The organism is Vibrio sp. 1CM8B (assembly GCF_023161685.1).
Classification (GTDB): Bacteria; Pseudomonadota; Gammaproteobacteria; order Enterobacterales; family Vibrionaceae; genus Vibrio; species Vibrio coralliirubri.
In genome coordinates this window covers 491,265-513,654 of the sequence record NZ_JALNTU010000003.1, presented here as the reverse complement: position 1 = coordinate 513,654, position 22,390 = coordinate 491,265, and the positions used below count along the sequence as shown (strand labels likewise).

Here is a 22,390-nt window from a genome sequence, read left to right as displayed (position 1 = left end):
ATGACATGAATACCAAATTAACTGTAAACAACGTCAGCAAAACCTTTGTGCTGCACAATCAAAACGGCGTTGAACTGCCAGTATTAACAGGCGCTAACTTCTCAGTAGACAGTGGTGAATGTGTGGTTTTACACGGTCACTCAGGTTCTGGTAAATCAACGCTGTTACGTGCGCTTTATGCCAACTACCTAGTGGACTCTGGCTCAATTAACGTTGTACACCAAGGCAGCATGCTCGACCTTGCGAAAGCGACACCAAGAGAAATCATCAACGTACGTAAACACACCATAGGTTGGGTGAGCCAGTTCTTACGTGTCATTCCACGTATCAGTGCACTGGAAGTAGTGATGCAACCTATGTTGGAAATGGGTGGCTGCGCGCAAGAAGCACAAGAGAGAGCTAAGTTACTGCTGACTCGCTTAAACGTACCTGAGCATTTGTGGCACTTAGCGCCTGCAACCTTTTCAGGCGGTGAACAGCAGCGTGTAAACATCGCACGTGGTTTTATTGTTGATTACCCAATCCTACTGCTTGATGAGCCAACGGCTTCGCTTGATGCAACCAACAGTGCGGTAGTCGTGAGTTTGATTGAAGAAGCCAAAGCAGGCGGCGCTGCAATCATCGGTATCTTCCATGATGAAGCAACGCGAGATTTGGTCGCTGACCGACTGTATGACGTGAAGCTACAAAAAGACATTTCACCAAAACAACTCACAACAGCGTGTGCGTAAAGGGAGCTGACGCAAATGATTATTACCAACGTAAATCTGGTGCTTGAAAATGAAGTTGTACGTGGCTCGGTTGAGTTGCGAGACGGCGTGATTGCCAACATGTCTGACTCTACTAGCCAGCTTCCGGGTGCCTTTGATGGTGAAAATGGCTTCTTGATGCCGGGCTTGATTGAACTGCATACCGACAATCTAGAGAAGTACTTCACGCCAAGACCAAAGGTAAACTGGCCACCGCTTTCAGCGATGAGCGCTCATGATACTCAGCTGATTGGATCAGGCATCACTACTGTGCTTGATGCGGTTGCTTTAGGTGACTATCGAGATGGCAATCGCCAAGAGAATCTCGACCAGTTTATTAATACCGTAGCCGAGAGCCAGAAACGTGGTTTAACCCGTGCCGAGCACCGCATCCACTTGCGCTGTGAAGTGCCGCACTCGACTACTGTTGGCTTGTTTGAGCGTTACGTGAATATGCCAGAAGTCCAGTTGGTGTCCTTGATGGATCACGCGCCGGGTCAGCGTCAATTTGTGAACATTGATAAGTACCGTACTTACTATCAGGGCAAGTACAACATGACGGATGCCGAAATGGCGGCCTACGAAAAAGACCAAGTTGCTCAGTCACAGCGTTGGTCGAAACAGAATCGTGATGAGATCACCCGTCAGTGCCGTGATTTGAATATTCCAACCGCAAGCCATGACGATGCAACCAGCGCACATGTGACGGAATCTAAAGAGTTGGGCATGGTCATCGCAGAGTTTCCAACCACAGTTGAAGCTGCAAAGCGTTCTCATGAATTGGGCTTGAAGGTAATGATGGGTGCGCCAAACGTGATTCGTGGCGGTTCGCACTCGGGCAACGTCGCAGCGCATGAACTGGCATCTTTGGGCGTGTTAGATATTTTGTCTTCTGATTACTACCCAGTGAGCTTGTTAGACGCGGTATTTACGCTAGTGAATGATGAGCGCAATAACCTCGATGTAGCACAGGCGGTGCAATTGGCGACATTGAACCCAGCACAAGCTCTTGGCTTAACTGACCGTGGTGTCATCGCGGAAGGTAAGCGTGCCGATCTGGTATTAGCGCATCGTTTGGATGATCACCAGCTAGTATCTCGTGTGTGGCGTGAAGGCAAGAAGGTATTCTAATCCATGTCTAAAGGTCATTCATTTGATGTGAATGGGGTGGTGAACGCTGCCCCTAAAGCTGACAAACCGGGTCAGCTTTATTACGTAATTGGTCCTTCTGGGGCGGGGAAAGATTCAATTATCTCAGCGCTACGAGAGCAATTTGTTGAAGACTTGGTGGTCGCTCATCGCTACATCACACGTGCGGCCGATGCTGGTGGCGAAAACCACGTAGAGCTCAGTGATGATGAATTCTTCATTCGCTATTCACGCAATATGTTCGCGATGAGTTGGCAAGCGCACGGCATGAGTTACGGCATTGGCCAAGAAGTGTATCAGTGGATGGATGCCGGTTTGAGTGTCGTGGTTAATGGCTCACGTGCGTATTTGGATGCGGCAAGAGAGTTGTTTGGCGAACGATTAGTCCCTGTTGTGGTGAGTGTTAACCCTGAGGTGCTAGAAGCACGCTTGCGAGTTCGCGGACGAGAGAGTGAAGCGCAGATAGCCCTTCGCTTACAACGCGCGGTAGACTATTGTATCGATTCAGCATCAGGCTCATCGGCTCTCAATAATACGCTGTGTATTGATAATAGCGGCACGCTTGAGCAGAGCATTGCGCAGTTTGCCCGTTTAAAAGAACAAGCTGAAAGGCTCGCAGAACCCATAGGTGGTGTCGCATGAAGCTAACCATGTTAGGCACAGCCAACAGTGCGATGGTACCGGTTTATGGGTGTGATTGTTCGGTGTGTGTTTCTGCCCTTGAAGAACCAAGTTTAAGACGAGAAAAGTCATCAGCGTTCCTGGAACATAATGGCAAGTTTCTGCTGTTGGATGCCAATGTTCCTGATCTTATGTGCCGTTTTCCTGCGGGCTCGATAGACAAGATCTTATTGACCCATTACCACATGGATCATGTCCATAGTTTGTTTGATCTTCGCTGGGGCGCTGGCGATAAGATCTCGGTGATTTCACCGGGTGACCCGCTTGGCTGCGACGATCTTTATAAACATCCAGGTATCTTGGACTTTTCCCTGCGAGCACAAGCATTTAAATCATTTGATTGGCAGGGAATCACCATCACGCCTGTGCCACTCAATCACTCTAAACTTTGTCTTGGTTATTGCTTTGAATTTGATGGCAAGCGCTTGGCTTATTTAACCGACACGGTAGGGCTGCCAAAACAAACTGAGCGTTGGCTGAAAGAGTTTCCTGTTGATTGGTTAATTACCGATTGTAATTACCCGCCAATTGAAGACCCTCAAGCTCGAGCCAGCCTAAACCACAACGACTTCCACCATATTTTAGACATCGATGAAACTTGTCGCCCCACAAATCTTGGCCTGATTCACGTCAGCCACCACATGCTTGGCTGGGCTGCACAACATCCACAAGCCTTTTCAGAGCGACTGCGCATTCTCAACGATGGCGAGGAGATAACCCTATGAGTCAACCTCTTTCCCCTACCTTAAACAGCGAACCTAGCGTTGCTGAAAGTAGTAAGTTACACAACGTTGAACTTGGGCGTTGGATTGAAATCGCCGACCGTTGCGTGCTAAATAACGTGCAAGTCGGAGACTACAGCTACATCCAAAACGACTGTAACCTGATGTTTACCGAGATAGGTAAATTCACATCGATTGCTGCGGCGGTTCGCTTGAACCCGAGCAACCATCCGTGGTGGCGTCCAACGTTGCATCATTTCACTTATCGTCCGGGCAAGTATCAACTAGGTGAAGACCCTACTTCATTGGACGATGAGGTGTTCTCGTGGCGTGAGGAAGACAAAGTGCATGTTGGACATGATGTGTGGATTGGTCACGGCGTGATTGTTCTTCCGGGTATTACGATTGGCAATGGTTCGATCGTTGGCGCGGGTAGCGTGGTGACCAAGGACGTACCGCCATACTCGATTGTGGTTGGTAACCCTGCCAAAGTGCTGCGCCCTCGGTTTGACGACCCTAGCTATGCCGAGCGGTTAGAAAGCCTTGAGTGGTGGCATTGGGACGATGAAAAGCTCGCGGAGGCTTTGCCACTTTTCCAAAAAGATTGCGGCGAATTTTTGAGTCACTTTGAGCAAGCTTAAACTCGATACCCTTTAAATCTGAAAACGAAAAAGCAGCCTAAGTGGCTGCTTTTTGTTTACGATGGAAAGTGAAAATTTTGATTGATTCAAGTAATCAGTTCTTTGATGCTCAATGTTTCGCCAATAAGAAATCTTTAAAATGAATAGCAACGGCGGATGCGGTTGTGGCTGGTTGGTAGTACATATTTAGGCTCCAAATACTGGTGTCATAGCATTCAAAAATAGGCACTAGTGTTTTGTCATTGATGTGATTTTCTACCAAAAATTGCGGTAGATAAGCGATACCAGTTCCGTTAAGCGCGGCTTGAAGCAGTAGATCACTATCATTAACTTCCAACGACTTAGGGATTTTAATTATCTGGCACTCATTGTCCTTAGTGAATACCCAGTCATTACTTCCGGTGAGTGTCGTTGCAAACAGGCATAAATGAGTTTTTAATTCAGAAGGGCTTTGTGGGGTATTGTTTCTAGCAAGATATTCTGGAGAAGCGACGACGACAAAGGGGCTCTGCATTATTTCACGACGAACTAGGTGTAAGTCTTTTTCTCGATAGCCTTGATAGGATGCGTTCGCACTGATCGTAATATCACTGTCGGCGGCATGATCAAGTGCCCATGGTGAAATGTTGAGATTAAAAGTGACCTCTGGGTTAGTGCTGAGATATTCGCTAATGTGATTCATTAAAAAATGATTGGCGTAAACTGGGGTGCAAATTACATCAATATGACCTTTATCGTGTTTTTGATAGTCTTGCATGGTACGCATGATGGTTTCAGATTGGTCAACGAGCACTGAAAACTCATCAAATAAGGTTTGACCCGCAGGGGTGGGCTTTAACAAGCGGTTGTTACGTCGATACAGTGGCATTCCAAATTTTTGCTCAAGTTCCTGAAGCCAGCGGCTACCTGCTGATACTGATATGTTGAGCTTGCGAGCTGCGGCTGAAATTGACCCTGTGCGTACAACGTAAATAAAAAATGCCATTTTATCTAACATCAAAATCTCCTAGATCGAGTCAACGAAAAGGCAGGCAATGTTTAAAAATGCCTGCCTTTAATACTATTTACACCGTTGCTTCTGCTGTTTTGCTTGGAACTTTTTTACCTAATTTTTTAGCCATTACTTTTTCCATGTCTTCAAGGGCAACTCCTTTCGTCTCTGGAACGTACTTAACAACGACTACCATACAAATCAGGGACAACGCTGCGAATACCCAAAAGGCGAAAGCGCCGTTAAAGTTTTCTTTCAGATATGGGTTTTCGTTAAGCATTGGGAAGCTTTGAGTCACAATAAATCCTGTAAACCATTGTGCACCCACGGCGATAGCCATTGCTCTTGAACGAATACTGTTTGGGAAGATTTCTGAGATCATCGTCCAACATGCACAGCCCCAGGATGTGGCATAAGCGACTACATACAAACACAGTGCAAACAGTGCTGCGTAACCTTCCGTTCCGGTATAGAGCACATATCCGACGATTGTCATGCCGAGTGCACAGCCCAAAGTTCCGTATTTCATGAGCGGTAGGCGACCAACTTTGTCGATTAAGTACATACCTAATCCGTTACCAAGAATGAACACCACACCTACAAATGTTGTTTGGAACAACGCGTTCTCGGTACCACCCGCAATAGGTTTTAGAATTTCTGGTGTGTAATACATAATGACGTTGATACCAGTAAGTTGCTGAGCTGCCGCAACAAATGTACCGATGACAAGAATGGAAAAAAGAAGGGGAGAGCGTAAGCTTATTTTACTGTTTTTTGATGCATTTGCAGGGACTAAAGATTTTTGGATCTCGAGGATAACTCTGTCTGCATGTTCTGGGTTGGAAATTCGAGAGAGTGTTTCTTTTGCCTTACCAATTTGTCCCTTGAGTACTAGCCAGCGCGGGGATTCTGGAATCATGATTAATAGACAGCCGAACAGTGTCGCTGGCAATACTTCAGAAGCGAGCATCCAACGCCATCCAACATCAACCAACCAGGCTTCAGACATCCCTTTCGCAATTAGGTAGTTAACGTAGAACACACCAGTTTGGCCTATAACCGCTGATTGTTGAAACATACTGACTGCTCGACCGCGAAAATCTTTTGGTGCAACCTCAGACATGTACATTGGGGACACCACACAAGCGATACCAACTGCCACACCGCCGATGATTCTGAGTAACACATAGATGGTAAATGTAGGTGCGATAGCGGAACCGATGGCGGAGATGATAAACAATACAGCAGACAAAAAGAGTGCACTTCGACGACCGTATTTGAGGGCAACGGTTCCTGCGGATACAGCTCCGATAATACTTCCTAAAACTACGCTAGATACTGCCCAACCCGTTTGAGCGGGTGTTAAACCAAAGTGATCTCTGATTGGCCCAATTGCTCCGGATATTACGGCAGTATCGTAGCCGAGTAGGATCCCCCCTAGCGCGGCGATACAACAAATTCTAACTATGTAAGCGATATTATGTTTGTGAGACTGTGTCCCATTATTAGGTGACATTACATACTCCTTTGTATTGTCCATACACTCTCTTAACCATCAAATAAGTTAGTGCTGGGCGATTATTCGATACTCGGTGAATGTAGGGTTAGAGTATCGAATTAATAACTCGCCAATGAATTTAGTAATAATAATAAATAGATTTGATAAATATTTTTCATTCTAGCGACGTTGAGAATCATAATAGCTCAGAATGACTACGGCTATTAAATTAATGTCTCTTCGGTCAATAATGTTAACCTGATCAAGGTGTGGAAAATATTTTTCAAATGATTGTATTTGTATAACATCTTGTTTTTATTAATATTAATTAAGTGTGATCTGTGCCATTCTTTTTCTTAATCCCCCGTCAATGCTAGCTTTTTCCATATATTTTGAAAAATGGAAAGTTAATTTTTCAAAATGAAAAATATTTTTCATTTGGTTTGGTTTGGATTATATTGAATCTCAGTGAAGCAAACCTGTATGGTCAAATTTTCAAACAGATGCAGTGATACGATCTAATTGAAATTTCATTGGCCTAAGTACATTAAATATAAAAATTTTGGAGTACGACCATGAGCAAAGTTCAATACGGAATTAGCCCTTTAACTTGGACAAACGATGACATGCCAGAACTGGGTGGTGAGATCCCGTTGGAGACATGTTTGAGTGAAATGTCTGAGTCTGGCTTTACTGGTACCGAGCTAGGCACTAAATACCCGAGAGATCCGGAAACTCTTATTCCTTTGTTGAAAAATCACAACCTAGTATTGGCATCTGGTTGGTTCAGCGGAAATTTGATGACATCAACTGCAGAAGAAGAAATTGCAGAAATGCAAGGTCATATCTTGCTGCTTAAAGCTGCTGGTTGCAAAGCGATGGTTTACGGCGAAGTGAGTAATACAGTGCATGGCGACATCAGCAAGCCGTTATCATCTCGCGTGATTTTGACTGAGGAAGAGTGGAAAACTTACGCTGAAAAATTAACTACTGTTGCTGATTATCTGTTGAATAAACATGACATCAAGCTTTCCTTCCACCATCACGTAGGAACGATTGTTGAGACAGAAGAAGATATCAATCGTTTGATGGAAGCTACAGGTGATTCTGTTTATCTGACACTTGATACAGGCCACATTACTTATGGTGGTGGCAACCCTGTCAATGTTATTGAGCGTTGGGGTCATCGTATCGGTCATATGCATTTTAAAGACCTTCGTATTGAAGTTATGAACGCAGCTCGTGATGCTGATAAATCATTTTTAAACGCAGTGCTTGATGGGGTATTCACTGTTCCTGGTACTGGTGATGTGAATTATGACGACGTGTTTGCTGCACTAAAAGCGCGTAATTATGAAGGCTGGCTACTGGTAGAAGCGGAGCAAGATCCTGCTAAAGCACACCCACTTACGTTTGCTAAAACGGCTTACGAGAACATCACGGGTTACGCAAATAAATACGGCTTGTAATAACAAATGGCTTATTGAGGGGCTATCTCCCCAATAAGCCAGAGTCGACACATGGACAATACGTAGTTGGCAAGGTAACTCGGCAATTACGTATCAGAAAGATCGAGGAAGAAGATGAAAACTGTACGCCTAACCGTTGCTGAAGCCTTAGCTAAATATCTTGCAGCGCAGAAAATTGTAGTCGATGGAAAAGAAGAGCAATTATTTGGTGCTGCTTTCGCCATTTTTGGTCACGGTAATGTGACATGTTTTGGTCAACAGCTAAAAAATATCGAAGAAAAAATCCCAACGTGGCGTGGTCAAAATGAGCAATCAATGGCTACGGCTGCCATCGCTTATGCAAAAGCGAATAAGCGTCAACGTATAGGTATTGCGACCAGCTCAATTGGCCCTGGTGCCACTAATATGGTTACTGCAGCGGGTATTGCCCATACAAACCGCCTGCCATTATTACTTATCTCTGGTGATGCTTATGTAAGCCGTCTTCCAGATCCTGTCTTGCAACAGCCGGAAAACTTTGAAGATCCATCGGTGACCTCTAACGACGCATTCAAACCATTGACTCGTTACTGGGATCGCGTGTTGTCGCCTGCCCAATTGATGCATACGCTTCCACAAGCACTAGATACTATGCTTGACCCTGCGACTTGTGGACCTGTTTTTCTTGGATTGCCGCAAGATGTTCAAGGTATTGCTTACGATTTCCCAGAGATATTTTTCGAAGAGAAATGTCATCGTATCCGTCGCCCTGAGCCGGAAATGGTCGTACTAGAAGAAGCGAAAGAGATCTTAATTAAAGCGAAGAAGCCTTTGATTATTTCAGGTGGCGGCGTGCACTACTCACTTGCAACCGATGAACTAGCCGCGTTCGCAGCTAAGCATAACATCCCTGTTGTCGAAACTATTGCAGGCCGTGCCACCATGCTGCAAGACAATCCACTTAATGCTGGGCCTATCGGCGTTACTGGCTCTAACTCTGCTAACCATATGGCTAACGAAGCTGATGTCGTACTTGCGATTGGTACACGTTTACAAGATTTCACTACGGGATCTTGGAGCGTATTCAAAAATCCAGAAATGCAGCTAGTTAGTATTAACGTGGCCAAATTTGATGCGATTAAGCATCGCTCTCATCCCGTTATTGGTGATGCGAAAACCAGTATGACGAAATTATCTGGTCTTTTGGCTGACTGGCGATCAGGTGATGAGTGGTCTTCAAAAGCGAAAGTAGAAGCCGATGAGTGGAAAGCGTTAGTTCAACGTCGTACTCACCCACAAGCCGGTGAATTGCTTGAAGGCACCTCTTCTTATGCTGAAGTGATTGGCAAGCTAAACCGCAGTATGGAAGAGGGTGACACAGTATTAACTGCCGCTGGCGGATTGCCTGCTGAACTGTCCATGAACTGGCAGAATTACCAAATCGGTAAATTTGATATCGACTTTGGGTACTCGTGTATGGGGTATGAGATCGCGGGTGGTTGGGGGGCGAAAATCGCCAACCCAGATAATGATGTTGTGGTGCTTGTCGGTGATGGTTCGTATCTTATTCAAAATTCAGATATTTACTCGTCGGTTCTTACTGGCCACAAGATGATCGTCGTTGTTTGTGACAATGGTGGCTTCGCTGTTATCAATAAGCTTCAAAACAATACGGGTAATGAATCATTCAATAACCTGCTGGAAGATTGTCGCCGCCCAGACGGAGAGTTAGCTCGTGTTGACTTTGCTAAGCATGCAGAAGCACAAGGTGCCATCAGCGAAAAACTGACCTCTATTACCGACTTTGATGCAGCATTTGCAAGAGCGAAAGAAGCTGACCGTACCTACGTTATCGTTGTGGACATTGACCCAGTATCTCCTGCGGCATGGTCGAAATGTGATTGCTGGTGGGAAGTGGGGCTTCCTGAGGTTACGCGTAACGAAGAGACCGCAAAGAAAGTCGCTGATTGGGAAGAGGGCCGTGCGGCTCAGCGTCGCGGTGTTTAATCAAGAATATCCAAAATTAAAATCACAATAACTTTAACCACTGATACATCACTCAATCAGTCGATGTATCAGATAACGGAGCAAGATTATGTTTAATGAAGAACGTCGTTTTGAACAACCTCTACGCTGGGCAATGATCGGTGGTGGACGTGGCAGTCAGATTGGTTATTCACACCGAAATGCTGCACAACGAGATGGACTGTTTAAGCTGGTTGCTGGCGCTTTTGATTTAGATGCTGGGCGCTGCAGAGATTTTGGAACCAACTTAGGATTAGACCCTGAGCGTTGTTATGCGAATTACAAAGAGATGTTCGCAGCAGAAGCACAACGTGAAGACGGGATTCAGGCTGTATCTATTGCCACGCCAAACTCTACGCACTACGAGATTTGTAAGGCAGCACTCGAAGCAAACCTTCATGTTGTTTGTGAAAAACCTATCACGTTTACATCTGAAGAGGCGGAAGAACTAAAAGTTATCGCCGAGCAAAACAATCGAGTGATTGGAGTGATGTATGGCTACAGCGGCTTCCCTATGGTGCAGCAAGCTCGTGAAATGGTACAGCGTGGCGACTTAGGTGACATCCGCGTTATCAATATGCAGTTTGCTCATGGTTTCCATAACGAAGAGTACGAACTTAACGATCCTGGCTTGAAATGGCGCGTAAGCCCAGAAGTATCAGGTCCAACGTATGTGCTGGGTGATATCGGTACGCACGCATTTTACTTGTGCGAAGTAATGACTGGCCTTGAAGTAGACCGCTTAGCTTGTATGCGTCAGAGCTTTATTAAATCACGTACACCGTTAGAAGATAACGCACACGTAATGATGGAATTCAAAGGTGGCGCAGTAGGCACACTTTGGGCTTCTGCGGTAAATGCTGGCTCTATGCACCAACAAAAAATCAGAATTGTGGGCTCTAAAGCATCGATTGAGTGGTGGGATGAACAACCAAACCAACTGCGCTTAGAAGTGCAAGGTGAACCATCGCGTATTCTTGAACGTGGTATGGGCTACTTGCACCAAGATGCGCCTGGCGTCGCTGTAAATCGAGTGGGCGGTGGTCATGCTGAAGGTTACTTCGAATCTTGGGCGAACCTGTACCACCGTTTTGCACTTGCGTTTGACGCGGCAGAGCGTGACGACCAGCAAGCGCTGTCTGATATTTGGTTCCCTGGTATTGATGCGGGCATTGAAGGTGTACGTTTATGTGAGAAGTGCGTTGAGTCTGCGGACCAAAACGCTGCTTGGGTTGAATACAGCAGATAGGAACTGACCATGACAAAGATTGCACTTCCAAAAGATCGCAAGCTGGATGCCATCGTATTAGGCCGAGCTGGCGTTGATCTCTACGCTCGCGAATTCAATACCGACATGGCTGATATATCAGGCTTTAACAAATTCGTTGGCGGCTCTGCAGCAAACATCGCAGTAGCAGTTAGTCGTTTGGGTGGTAGAACAGGCTTTATTGGTTGCGTGGCAAATGACGCGTTTGGTGACTACGTAAAAGGTTATATGCAGGATCAAGGTATCAACCTTGACGGAATGATGACTGATGACACGGGCTCTCGAACTTCTGTTGCATTTACTGAGATGAAGCCAAGCGACTGTACAGTGCTGATTTATAGAAACAACGCATCAGACCTAACCATAAAACCAGAACAGGTGAGCGCAGAGTATATCGCGAGTTCTAAAACTCTGGTTGTAACTGGTACCGCACTTTCAGAGAGCCCAAGCCGTGAAGCTACGCTCATTGCTATGGAGCATGCTCGTCGAGCGGGCACGGTGGTGATTCTTGATGTTGATTACCGTCCATATTCTTGGCGCTCAGATGTCGATGCATCCATTTATTACGGTATTGCTGCGGGTTTATCTGACATTGTCATCGGCAATCGTGAAGAGTTCGACATGATGGAAACGGTCTTGGCACCCGGTAATCAAGATGATGACCAAACGGCAGAACGATTTTTACGTGAAAACACTCAAGTGGTTGTGATCAAGGCTGGAGAGCTTGGTTCTAAAGTGTATTGCAAAGATGGCTATAAGTTTGAACAAGGCATCTTCCGAGTCAAGGTGAACAAACCATTTGGTTCTGGGGATTCGTTTGCTGGTGGTCTTATTTGGACGCTCATCAATGACGGTGAACTTGAGGATGGTGTTCGTCATGGTTCGGCTGCTGCGGCAATTAATGTGAGTGGCGAAAGCTGTACTGAGGCAATGCCAACCAAGGAAGAACTGCTCGATTTTATTGAGAGCCGAGCGTAACGCTTTTGACTTGAACCTTCTTTACAGATCAAGGAATGAGTCAGTCGGATCGGTAATTTTCTCAGCCATTAATACGCTTTGGATTACGAACCATCTCGGTCCGACATTTTTATTCGTTTTGAATTAAATAATAAGAACTATGTTGAGTTGCAACGACGACTCGACGAATGAGGAGAAAGGATTATGGGTAAGCATATACCCCCATTTAATAATCAAAACCAGCCAATCGTTGATGTTAACGATGAGGTTACACCACTTTGTTATTTCAACCAGGTTCACTTAAGCCAGAGTGAGCAACACACTCACACTGTTGAAGGGTATGAGTCGGTAGTTGTACTTGCTGGTGGTACGTGTTGTATCACAGTGAGTAACGGTGTCGATGAGCCTCAAGTCTTTGATAATATAGGTAAGCGTCGCACGGTATGGGACGGTGAGCCTGAATCTGTTTATGTACCGCTTGGTTATACAGCGACTATTGATTGTGTCAGTGAAAGCGCAGATGTGATGATTGCAGGTGGTAAATTTGATGCCTCATTAGAACCGTTCTGCGTTCGAGCTGATGAAGTTGAAATGGTTCAATACGGCTCAGATGATACAAAAACACACCGTAAGATCAAACATGTACTTGGGCAAAGTAATGCTGACAAACGTGGCCGTTTACTTGTCAGTGAGCTATTTACGGTTGGCGCTGGTGGTTGGTCTGGTTTTCCTCCACATAAACATGATGAAGACCGCGTCAAAGAAGATGGCAGCAAAGAGACATTATACGAAGAGGTGTATCAATTCCGTTTCAATCCTGATTTTGGTTTCGGCGCACAGTTTTTATACGAACATGAAGACGATTTTGGTCCTGTTTATCACGTTCGCACAGGTTCAGTAATCGCTATTGATAAGGGATACCACCCGAGTGTAGCTGCGCCGGGCTATGAAATGTATTACTTCACCATCATCGTAGGGAAAACGTCTAAGTCTTTGATTCAGCACTTTGACCCTCACCATGAATATCAAGTTGAAACCATTCCAGGCATCAAGGATATGATCGCCAAGTTTAAGTAGAGGGATACGTTATGTTGGTTAATTTAAACGATTTATTACCTGATGCGGCTGCATCAAATTATTCAGTTCCCTGTTTTAATGTCTTTGGCTTTGAAGATGCTCGCGCAGTCGTAGAGGCTGCGGAAGAAGTGAACAAACCGGTTATCTTAGCGTGTAACAAAGATGTCGTTGATTTTTATGGGGTAGAAACGGCAGCGGCGATGTTTTTAGGTCTAGCGACTAAAAGTACAGTGCCAGTTTGTCTGCACCTCGATCATACCTATGAAGAAGACATTGTATATCGAGCATTAAAGGCCGGCTTTAGCTCGGTGATGTTCGATGGCTCACAGTTGAGCCTAGAAGAGAACATCGCTCGAACTCGCAAAGTCGCGGATGTCGCCCATGCATTAGGCGCTTCGGTAGAGGGTGAAATAGGTTCTGTTCCATACGATGAAGGTCGTGACCATATCAAAACAATAGATACTAGCCCTGCTGATGCAGCTAGGTTTGCTCGCGAAAGTGGTGCTGATTGCGTGGCGATTTCTGTCGGTAATGTCCACCGTCTAACCGAACCAACATGCACTATTGATTTTGGCTTACTTGACCGTATTTCAGCCGAAGTGACGATACCATTGGTGATACATGGGGCTAGTGGGATTCGAGACGAAGATATGGCGAGACTTAAGCAAAGTCGTGTCTCTAAGTTCAATATCGGCACCTGCTTACGTCAAGCCTTAGGTAACAATCTACGCGGCTATATGAATGATGAACCAGAGAAGTTTGATAGAATTTACTTTATGCAAAAAGCAATGCCGTACGTAAAAGATGAAGCTATTCGAAACTTCGAACTTTTATCTTAGAATTAATACCCCAAGTGTTAAAGCTTGGGGTATTATTGATTTATAAACCAATATTTAACGGGAAAGAAGTTAGGTATGGAAGTTGAAACTAACGAGATTGTACATGTGCCTAGTGATTTAGACTCTCTGAAAGAGTTAATCGTCAAACGCTATGACAATTTGAGTCAACGCTTACAGCAAGTCGCGGACTATGTGTTAGCCCAGCCTATGCTAGTTGCCGTTGAGACTATGGCGACCATTGCGGAACAAGCCAATGTCCCATTGTCGACCTTAAGTCGATTTTCAAATGCGATGGGCTTTAGTGGGTTTAGCCAAATGCAGGCTCTGTTTAGAGACCAATATCTAAATAGACCTCGGGATTATAAAGACCGAGTGCGCAAAGCAAGAGACCAAGAAACATATCAACCAGAATCGCCAACCGCTATTTTTAATGATTACGGTGTCGCTAACGTTGAAGCGATAGAAAAATTACAAGTATCAGTTTCACCACAGAAGCTTGAAAGAGCCGTGAGCCTGATGGATCAAGCCGAAACGATATATATACAAGGGATGCGCCGAGCTTATCCGGTTGCTTTTTACCTTTGGTATGCTCTTATGAAATCGGATAACAATGTTGTCTTGCTTGATGACCATGGAGGGATGCTGACCCCTATGATACGTAATATGAACGATAAAGACGTATTGCTTACTGTGACTTTTGCTCCTTATGCTATGGAAACCAGCAATGTCATAGAGTGTGCTCATGACCGAGGTGTCCCTATCATCGCGATCGCAGATAACCAGATGATGGCGCATGGCAGTAAGATGGACGTGTGTTTTGAAGTGGAAGAAGGGGAGGTGATGGGCTTTCGATCGCTGAGTTCTTCGATGTACCTAGCTCAAACATTAGCTGTTAGTTTGATGTGTCGTGAGATTAAATAGCGTTTACCTCAGAATGTTCTAGATAACACTAAAAAGCCGATAGTTATCGGCTTTTTTAATGTTTGCGAAAAACCTAAATAAAGTGACTGCCGAACATAGAAAAAGCTACCGTATTGGCAGCTTTTTTAGCTCAGAATAGTTGGAGTGTTCTGGTTATGAGAACAAACGCTTCATGCCTGAAAACATGCTAGTGGCTGTCTCGTAATGATCGCCTTCCCAAAGTTGATCATTGAGAAACTCACCAGAATAGAACCCGTCATATCCTGTACCTTGAATGGCTGACGTCCATTCTTGTAGTGGAATGTCTCCTTGGCCTAGCAAGCAATTTCTAAGTTCTTTCTCATCGACCCAAGGCGCACCAACTTCAGGGCGGTGTCCATCGGAAAGATGAACATTGTAGATGAGCGATTTATCAATCTTAGCCATATCTTCCGGTGTTGCCCCGCGGCATGCCCAAAAGTGCCAAGTGTCGAGCACAAAGCCAAAGTTATCTCGGTTGACTGCATCATGTAATTGATAATATTGCTCTAACGTAGCAATGGGGGTCCATGCTGCACCTTCGTATTGGAAGCGGATTCCATGCTCTCTTCCGATATCGGTTATATTGCGGATGTTTTGTGCAGTAATACGAATGTTATCTTCAACCGATAGGCCTGTCAGCGCCTCGAAAGCGTTTAACTGAATGGTTGGCGCACCAATGTCTTTGGCAAACTCACACAGAATTTCTGTATCTCTAAATAACTGGTTTTGTGCTTCTTTGGTCGTACTCTCCACACTACCTATAATATCAATTGCAGAAGGCGCAATATTAGCGTCGTTTAGCCTTGTTTTGAGGTCTTGGCTCGTTAAACCAGCATTGATGTATCGCCACAACTTTTCCGTATGGATTTCTAACCCGTCATAGCCTGTTTCTTTTGCCAAACGGATATCGCTAACAATATTATTGTGTAGTGAACACATCCCGTGTAGTGCATAGCGCATAAAATAGTCCTTTGTCAGTCGCCAAAAAGCTTGTGCTGTTGGCGTAATTAATCGCGTTAAGACCATTATCCTCTTTGTGATAAATTTTTTCCATTGGCTTTCCTTTTATCTGTGATACTAACTAGGTAAAAATAAATTTGACTATTTTTAGGTCGATATTGCGTGGATTTGTGGACTTTTATCATGTAGGTTTAATGATAATATTTTTTCATTTTATTGGCTTGGTCTGTTAATTCTCGGTTCCGGAGTAACGGGTTCTGTTAATGAAAAATGGAATATAAATTGGAAATCAGAGGGTCACTAAGATGTGACCGTATTTAGCTATCGTTGTTTATTCACTTAAGCAGCCACTCTACGTCATGAGGGAAAGTATGTTTAACATCGCTTTATTTGGTGCGGGACGCATTGGCAAAGTTCACGCGGTTAATATTGATAACCACCCGAGAACAACCTTGTATTCTATTGTCGATCCATATGTGGGGGGCGCTAACCAACTAGCAAGCCAATACAATGCAAAAATCCAAACAATTGAAGAGGCTATGGCTGACCCCAATATCCATGGAGTGTGCATCGGTTCTGCAACCGACACACACGCTGATTTTATTGAGCTAGCGGCAAAGAATGGCAAGACGATCTTATGTGAAAAACCTATCGACTTAGAATTGAGCCGTGTTCGTGATTGCCTGGGCGTGATTGAACAATATCCAGTGCCAATGCTGGTTGGTTTTAATCGCCGCTTTGACCCTCAGTTTCGTAAGCTAAAAACTCAGCTAGGTGCTGGTGTGATCGGTAAGGCAGAATCGTTGCTGATCACGTCTCGTGACCCTTCGCCACCACCGGCACATTACGCTAAAGCTTCCGGTGGTATGTTTCGCGATATGAGCATCCATGATCTTGATATGGCGCGCTTTATCCTTGGAGAAGATCCAATCTCAATTACTGCACACGGTAGTTGCATGGTTGATGAAGCTATTGGTGAAGCTGGAGATATTGATACTGCTGTTATCGTTATGAATTTTCCATCGGGCGCGATGGCCACTATTTCAAACAGCCGTCGTTCTGGTTATGGTTATGATCAGCGCCTTGAACTGCATGGCGAGAAAGGCTTACTACAAGCGGGCAATATGAAAGAGGATCTCGTTCAGTATTGGGGGGAAAGTGGTTGTGTTAGCGCGAAACCGCAGCATTTTTTCTTAGAGCGTTACGAACAAGCATACATCAATGAATGGGATCACTTCGTTGAGGTTCTAGCAGGTGAAGCAGCGCCGCTTTGCAGTGGTAAAGATGGAGAGTTTGCTCTTGTGCTTGCTGAGGCTGCTTTAGAGTCCATGAACACTGGGGTAACGGTCAAACTCTAACCAAGAGGTTTGTAGATTTAACCACTCGCAAGGTGTTACTGGCTTAGGCAAGGCAGAACTTAGAATTAATCGAGGGTTCTGCCTTTTTTAAATGCGAGTGATACTGCCAAAGATTGTGCAAGGCATAATGAAGCCGATTGTGATCGAAAGGCATCGACACTGGCTTCTTTTACTGTAAAACACACGTCGCTGAATGCCGATAGTGGGCTGACTTGATTATCGGTAATCACGATTTGTTTGGCCCCCGCTTTAGACGCTATTTCACACAGTTTGATCGTTTCTTCCGCATATGGATTAAAACTAATTGATACAACCACATCATTAGGCCCAACCATACTTACCTGTTCTTCAAACATCCCGCCTAAACCATCGATAAGGAATGCTCTACATTCGATATGACGTAGTGCATATGTGAGGTATGACGCCACGCTAAATGAGCGTCTTAGCCCAATTAGATAAATGTTATCAGCATTGGCTAGAACATCGACTGCTTGCTTGAGTTTCTCGGAAGAGGTGAGCTTGGCAAGTTGCATCATTGCATGTGAGTTGGCTTGAGCAAATTCGTATAAAATATCTTCAGGCTCTTCTTGCAGACTGCCATCATTGAGCTCCTTAACTAAACGCGTACGTTGAGTGTAGCTGGCGGTTTCTTCTACAAGGTTTTGACGGAATATTTGTTTCAACTCGTTAAAGCCATTAAACCCAAAGGCATTTGCAAAGCGTATTAGTGTCGACGGTGGAACATCGGCCGCCTTGGCAATGACGGCAACCGTGTCAAAGGCTATGCTGTTTGAATTTTCGAGTACATAATGCGCGACTTGTTGTAGTCGTTTACTCAACGTACTGTGTTGTAGACGAATTTGGTTCTCTAGTTCGTTGAGATTCGTAGCTGCATGCATAAACAACATCCTAAGTTTAACGGCGAAGATGACCGGAAGGTTTTCTATATATCAGAGTAGATAGATGATGTGAAGTCGAGTTGGCGCAAATGAAATATTTATTTCACTTTAGATGATATTTAAGAAAGAGACATAACAATCACGCTCTAAACAAAAAAATGCCACGAGAGTGATGAGCTTACGTGGCATGGAAAACCTCATTTGAGGACCCTACATTCAACTTGTTGTATGAGCGATTTATTTATGGTTAACATAAACGCTTAGCGCTTCTTGCGAATCACATCAGCATTCTTAATCAAGATGTTAAAGTCAGCGTAAAGTGCACAGCGGCTACTCATCTACGTATTTATTTACTTTTCTTTTGGCGCTTCATATCAAAAATAACGGCTACGACAATCACTAAGCCTTTTACTACTTGTTGCCAATAGGCTGATACATTGAGTAGGTCGAGTCCGTTTTGTAGTACTCCCATAATCATGGTGCCTACGATAGTTCCTTGGATTGTTCCTATTCCGCCGGCATGCGATACCCCACCAACAGTGGCAGCAGCGATAGCATCAAGTTCATACATGTTACCTAAGCCAGGTTGACCTGAATTGATTCGAGCCGTCAAGATAAGCGCAGCAATACCAGCCAGAAGACCAGCGTAGACGTAGACAAGAATTTTGTATTTGGTTACGTTGATGCCTGATACGTAAGCTGCAGTTTCGTTGCCTCCGATTGCATAAGCATATTTACCAAACCTGGTGTAGTTGAGTAGCACATAGGTGAACAAGGCCATAACGAGGAATATCACCACGGGCACGGGGATCCCCGCTATGTTTCCTTGTCCGATCCATTGGTATGAATCGATTAAGCTACTGATAGGGCGACCGTCTGAATAGAGTAATGCAGCCCCGCGAGCTATGATCATCATGCCTAATGTTGCAATGAACGGGGGGATACCTGTATAGGCGATTAGCGCACCGTTAATCAAGCCACAGAGAGCTCCCACACCTAGTGCAACCAAAATAGGGACAATAACAGGCAGCTCAGGCAGGTTGGGGTACATTCTCATCCCCCAATCGAGGGTTTGAGCTGTGCTCGCTGAGACTACAGCTGCAACCGCAAGTACTGAGCCGGATGAAAGGTCAATACCGCGAGTGATGATGATGATTGTTACACCTAAGGCGAGCAGGCCGATACTGGCCATCTGAGTCATTACATTAAGTAAATTGGCAACGGTGAGAAACACCGGAGACAGAATACTCATGACAATACACATGCCGACAAAGACGACGTAGATCGCGTACTTGGATAAAAAACGTGTTTTTTTGCCAGTTTCGGGCTGTTCTGAAGTGGCTTGAAGAAGTTTAGCTATCATAACTACTTTCCTTGATATGTTGGATTAGCTTATTGTTTTTAGTTGAACGCCAATGACATGACTTGCTGTTGTGAGGCTTCGTGACCGTCGAGCTCACCTTTAAATTGCCCATCGTGCATGACGAGAATACGGTCGCTCATTCCAATCACCTCTGGTAACTCAGATGAGATCATGACCAAGCTTTTACCCATGCCGGTGAGTAGGCGCATCAATTTATAGATTTCAGATTTGGCGCCAACATCAATGCCTCGAGTTGGCTCGTCGAGAAAGAGAATGTCTGGTTTAGTTAGCATCCAGCGCGCGAGTAATACTTTTTGTTGGTTACCACCACTCAAGTTATCGATGGCTTCAGACATACCTGGCGTTTTTACTTTGAGAGTCGAACATTGCGTTGAGCAGTCTTTTTGCATTTTTCTTACATCAAGTAGGTTAACGACTCTATTGCGATAAGCATCAAGGTGGGCGATGGAGGTGTTAGCGAAAATATCCAGCATCAAGTAAAGCCCGGAGTGACGTCGGTCTTCTGTTAGGAAGGCCATTTTGTGATTGATAGCATCGGTTGGCGTTTTGATTTCTACTTGATCGCCGTTGATCCAAATCTCACCGACATCTTTTTGTCTTACGCCAAACAGAGTTTCAATTAATTCGGTGCGCCCAGAGCCAACAAGGCCAGCGATGCCAAGAATTTCACCTTCATGCAGCTTGAAGCTGATGTCACTGAATTGCCCCTCAACAGTTAGATTTCGGACGTCTAATCTGACTTTTCCCGGTTTGGCGGTGATCGGTGGATAAACATCGCCTAAATTACGTCCTACCATCATGTGAACGAGTTCGTCATTATTAGTCGATGAAGCTTCTCTCTCACCAATAAAATTGCCATCTCGAAAGATTGTAATGTCATCACAGATACGGAATATTTCGTCCATTTTATGGCTGATATATACGACCGCCACTCCCTGAGATTTAAGTAGTTCTATGATCTCAAATAGGTGGTCAACTTCTTTACCTGTAAGGGCTGAAGTTGGTTCATCCATGATGATCACTTTCGAGTGATACGAAATGGCCTTTGAAATCTCGATCATCTGCATTGTGGCTACCGTGAGCTCACTCATAGGCGTTCTAGGGTCGAGTTGCAGGTCCAATTTTTCTAACAGCTTGGTAGTGTCGCTGTACATTTTTCCGTGATCGATAAGGTTGAATGGTCCTTTGGTCGGCTCTCTACCTAGCCAAATGTTTTCTGCAATACTTCGGTGAAGTATTGGGGACAACTCTTGGTGGATCATCGATATTCCAGCTTCAAGGGCATCTTTAGCACCACTGAAGTTAACTGGCTGACCTTGATAATGGATGGTGCCGCTATCTCTTTGGTAAATACCAAAAAGAACTTTCATTAGGGTGGACTTACCTGCGCCGTTTTCACCCATTAAGGCCATGACACGACCTTCTTTTAATGTGAGTTGCACATTATCAAGGGCTTTCACTCCGGGAAATGACTTTGATATTCCACGCATTTCTAGTAAGGCTTGACTCATATTTACTGCTCCGATTGAAATGATCTATGCACGAACCTTGTTAGTGGGGTGGCACATAGATCATATGAGTGAAGAGGGCGTTAGCCTTGCTTAGCTTTGAATTCTTCTAGGTTGTCTTTGGTAACAAGCTCTGCAGGAATCCAAGTGATTTTCTCGCGTGGCTGATTTTTGATACCACTGATTGCGGCATCAATTGCGCCCCGAGCTTGGCCACCACCATCTTGGAATACAGTGGCGTCAAGAGCGCCATTTTCAATTGCCATTAAGCCATCAGGAGTTGCATCAACGCCGACCACAATCGTGTCATCGAGTTTCCCTGCAGCACGCAGAGCTTGAATTGCACCTAGAGCCATATCATCGTTATTGGCAATAATTACATCGAGTTTATCTCCCGAATTGATCCAGTTTTCCATTACGACCATTGCTTGCGAGCGTTGCCATAGAGCGGTTTGTTTGCGAGTGATGTTGAAATCAGGCTTATCTTGGAAGTAATCTTCGACGCCTTCTGTACGAAGAATTGCAGCTTCAATTGTCATCATGCCCATCAGAATTCCAATGTTTCCACCTTCACTTTTATCTGCGACGTACTTAGCTTGTTCTTTACCAAATTGCAGCTCTTCAGAGCCAACGTACGCAACACCTTCAGGTAAATAAGAAGGGCGACGGTTGAGGTAAACGAGCTCAATTCCGGCATCTAGAATCTTGTCCGTCATAGGTTGGGTCGCGTCAGTATTAACGGGTACTAAAATGATGCCGTCGACTTGTTGGATAATGAAGTTTTGAACTTGGCCAAGCTGTTTCACTGTGTCTTCCTTGGCGTCCACAAAAATGAGCTCAACGTTATCTTGCTTTTCAGCGTATGCCGTCATGGAGTCTTTCATGTTTACAAGAAATGTATCGTCGAAGTTGGGGATCGCGACACCTATTGTGACGACATCACTTTTTGTCTCTTCACCACCACAGGCAACGAGGCTGAGTAAACCTATTGCAATGAACCCTGTTTTTACTCGTCTTGCTGCTGAGCGTTGGAAGAGAGTGGTTTTGTGAGCAAAACGACGTATGAACTTTGAAAATGTGTTGGTTATCGATGACATGCTATGTCTCCTTGTTGTTATCACTGCTTCTGCCAATTACAAAATATTTTGCGATTGAATCTCCGAGAGTGCGTTCTTTCTCCTAGAGATTTGGCAACTTTCATTCCTTTAAGTAGGCGTTTTAAACTTCCACTTCGATGAAAAATATTTTTCATTTTTATCGTGAGTAACTATATATTCAGAATTTTTTTTTAGCCA

The 22,390-nt window shown here is 44.7% G+C and carries 20 protein-coding genes; 13 read left to right on the top strand and 7 right to left on the bottom strand.

Features of this window, described 5'->3' with window-relative positions:
• Positions 1–5 precede the first annotated feature (5 nt).
• Genes phnL through MSG36_RS08700 form a run of 5 tightly spaced genes read left to right on the top strand, consistent with a single transcriptional unit; the run spans position 6 to position 3,942 of the window.
• A complete protein-coding gene (gene phnL, locus MSG36_RS08720) occupies positions 6–731 on the top strand; it encodes a phosphonate C-P lyase system protein PhnL (RefSeq protein WP_048612810.1) in 726 nt (241 codons plus the stop codon).
• A 15-nt stretch (positions 732–746) separates the two neighbouring features.
• The gene (gene phnM, locus MSG36_RS08715; protein ID WP_061038548.1) at positions 747–1,880 is read left to right on the top strand and encodes an alpha-D-ribose 1-methylphosphonate 5-triphosphate diphosphatase; all 1,134 of its coding nucleotides are present in this window, start codon (positions 747–749) and stop codon (positions 1,878–1,880) included.
• 3 nt (positions 1,881–1,883) lie between these two features.
• Positions 1,884–2,540, top strand: coding sequence for a ribose 1,5-bisphosphokinase (phnN, locus tag MSG36_RS08710; protein ID WP_248367293.1), 657 nt, complete (start codon positions 1,884–1,886; stop codon positions 2,538–2,540).
• A complete protein-coding gene (phnP, locus tag MSG36_RS08705) occupies positions 2,537–3,304 on the top strand; it encodes a phosphonate metabolism protein PhnP (RefSeq protein ID WP_248367290.1) in 768 nt (255 codons plus the stop codon). Before phnN ends, phnP begins: the two co-directional genes overlap by 4 nt.
• Positions 3,301–3,942, top strand: coding sequence for a DapH/DapD/GlmU-related protein (locus MSG36_RS08700; protein ID WP_248367288.1), 642 nt, complete (start codon positions 3,301–3,303; stop codon positions 3,940–3,942). Before phnP ends, MSG36_RS08700 begins: the two co-directional genes overlap by 4 nt.
• 109 nt (positions 3,943–4,051) lie before the next feature.
• Here MSG36_RS08700 and MSG36_RS08695 read toward each other — a convergent pair whose 3' ends face one another.
• Both MSG36_RS08695 and MSG36_RS08690 read right to left on the bottom strand, forming a co-directional pair.
• A complete protein-coding gene (locus tag MSG36_RS08695; RefSeq protein ID WP_050633234.1) occupies positions 4,052–4,939 on the bottom strand; it encodes a LysR family transcriptional regulator in 888 nt (295 codons plus the stop codon).
• 67 nt (positions 4,940–5,006) lie between these two features.
• Positions 5,007–6,449: a sugar porter family MFS transporter gene (locus tag MSG36_RS08690; RefSeq protein ID WP_048612815.1), complete on the bottom strand. Its 1,443-nt coding sequence runs from the start codon at positions 6,447–6,449 to the stop codon at positions 5,007–5,009.
• Positions 6,450–7,006: 557 nt separating this feature from the next.
• Here MSG36_RS08690 and iolE point away from each other — a divergent pair.
• The 7 genes from iolE (at position 7,007) to MSG36_RS08655 (ending at position 14,965) form a co-directional block, all read left to right on the top strand.
• Positions 7,007–7,900 (top strand): myo-inosose-2 dehydratase, encoded by an 894-nt coding sequence (gene iolE, locus MSG36_RS08685; RefSeq protein WP_048612816.1) that lies wholly within the window; start codon positions 7,007–7,009, stop codon positions 7,898–7,900.
• A gap of 114 nt (positions 7,901–8,014) precedes the next feature.
• Positions 8,015–9,886 carry a 3D-(3,5/4)-trihydroxycyclohexane-1,2-dione acylhydrolase (decyclizing) gene (gene iolD, locus MSG36_RS08680; RefSeq protein WP_050633232.1) on the top strand — a complete coding sequence of 624 codons (1,872 nt, stop codon included), beginning with the start codon at positions 8,015–8,017 and terminating at the stop codon, positions 9,884–9,886.
• An 88-nt stretch (positions 9,887–9,974) separates the two neighbouring features.
• Entirely contained in the window at positions 9,975–11,153 is a 1,179-nt protein-coding gene (locus tag MSG36_RS08675) for a Gfo/Idh/MocA family oxidoreductase (protein WP_048612818.1), read from the top strand.
• 9 nt (positions 11,154–11,162) lie between these two features.
• On the top strand, positions 11,163–12,149 hold the full coding sequence (gene iolC / locus MSG36_RS08670) for a 5-dehydro-2-deoxygluconokinase (RefSeq protein WP_248367286.1): 987 nt from the start codon (positions 11,163–11,165) through the stop codon (positions 12,147–12,149).
• Between the two features lie 183 nt (positions 12,150–12,332).
• The gene (locus tag MSG36_RS08665; RefSeq protein ID WP_050633230.1) at positions 12,333–13,205 is read left to right on the top strand and encodes a 5-deoxy-glucuronate isomerase; all 873 of its coding nucleotides are present in this window, start codon (positions 12,333–12,335) and stop codon (positions 13,203–13,205) included.
• Positions 13,206–13,216: 11 nt separating this feature from the next.
• On the top strand, positions 13,217–14,044 hold the full coding sequence (locus MSG36_RS08660) for a class II fructose-bisphosphate aldolase (protein WP_048612821.1): 828 nt from the start codon (positions 13,217–13,219) through the stop codon (positions 14,042–14,044).
• 75 nt (positions 14,045–14,119) lie between these two features.
• Positions 14,120–14,965, top strand: a complete 846-nt coding sequence (locus MSG36_RS08655) for a MurR/RpiR family transcriptional regulator (protein WP_017111576.1) — start codon at positions 14,120–14,122, stop codon at positions 14,963–14,965.
• Between the two features lie 153 nt (positions 14,966–15,118).
• Here MSG36_RS08655 and MSG36_RS08650 read toward each other — a convergent pair whose 3' ends face one another.
• On the bottom strand, positions 15,119–15,946 hold the full coding sequence (locus MSG36_RS08650; protein WP_248367284.1) for a sugar phosphate isomerase/epimerase family protein: 828 nt from the start codon (positions 15,944–15,946) through the stop codon (positions 15,119–15,121).
• A 371-nt stretch (positions 15,947–16,317) separates the two neighbouring features.
• Between MSG36_RS08650 and iolG the strand changes: the two genes are divergently transcribed.
• The gene (gene iolG / locus MSG36_RS08645; protein ID WP_248367282.1) at positions 16,318–17,304 is read left to right on the top strand and encodes an inositol 2-dehydrogenase; all 987 of its coding nucleotides are present in this window, start codon (positions 16,318–16,320) and stop codon (positions 17,302–17,304) included.
• Between the two features lie 65 nt (positions 17,305–17,369).
• Here iolG and MSG36_RS08640 read toward each other — a convergent pair whose 3' ends face one another.
• The 4 genes from MSG36_RS08640 to MSG36_RS08625 form a co-directional block, all read right to left on the bottom strand.
• Positions 17,370–18,203 (bottom strand): MurR/RpiR family transcriptional regulator, encoded by an 834-nt coding sequence (locus MSG36_RS08640; protein ID WP_061038540.1) that lies wholly within the window; start codon positions 18,201–18,203, stop codon positions 17,370–17,372.
• A 346-nt stretch (positions 18,204–18,549) separates the two neighbouring features.
• Positions 18,550–19,566 (bottom strand): ABC transporter permease, encoded by a 1,017-nt coding sequence (locus tag MSG36_RS08635; RefSeq protein ID WP_061038539.1) that lies wholly within the window; start codon positions 19,564–19,566, stop codon positions 18,550–18,552.
• Between the two features lie 38 nt (positions 19,567–19,604).
• Entirely contained in the window at positions 19,605–21,098 is a 1,494-nt protein-coding gene (locus MSG36_RS08630) for a sugar ABC transporter ATP-binding protein (RefSeq protein ID WP_061038538.1), read from the bottom strand.
• A gap of 80 nt (positions 21,099–21,178) precedes the next feature.
• Entirely contained in the window at positions 21,179–22,192 is a 1,014-nt protein-coding gene (locus MSG36_RS08625) for a sugar ABC transporter substrate-binding protein (protein ID WP_086967521.1), read from the bottom strand.
• Positions 22,193–22,390: the final 198 nt, after the last annotated feature.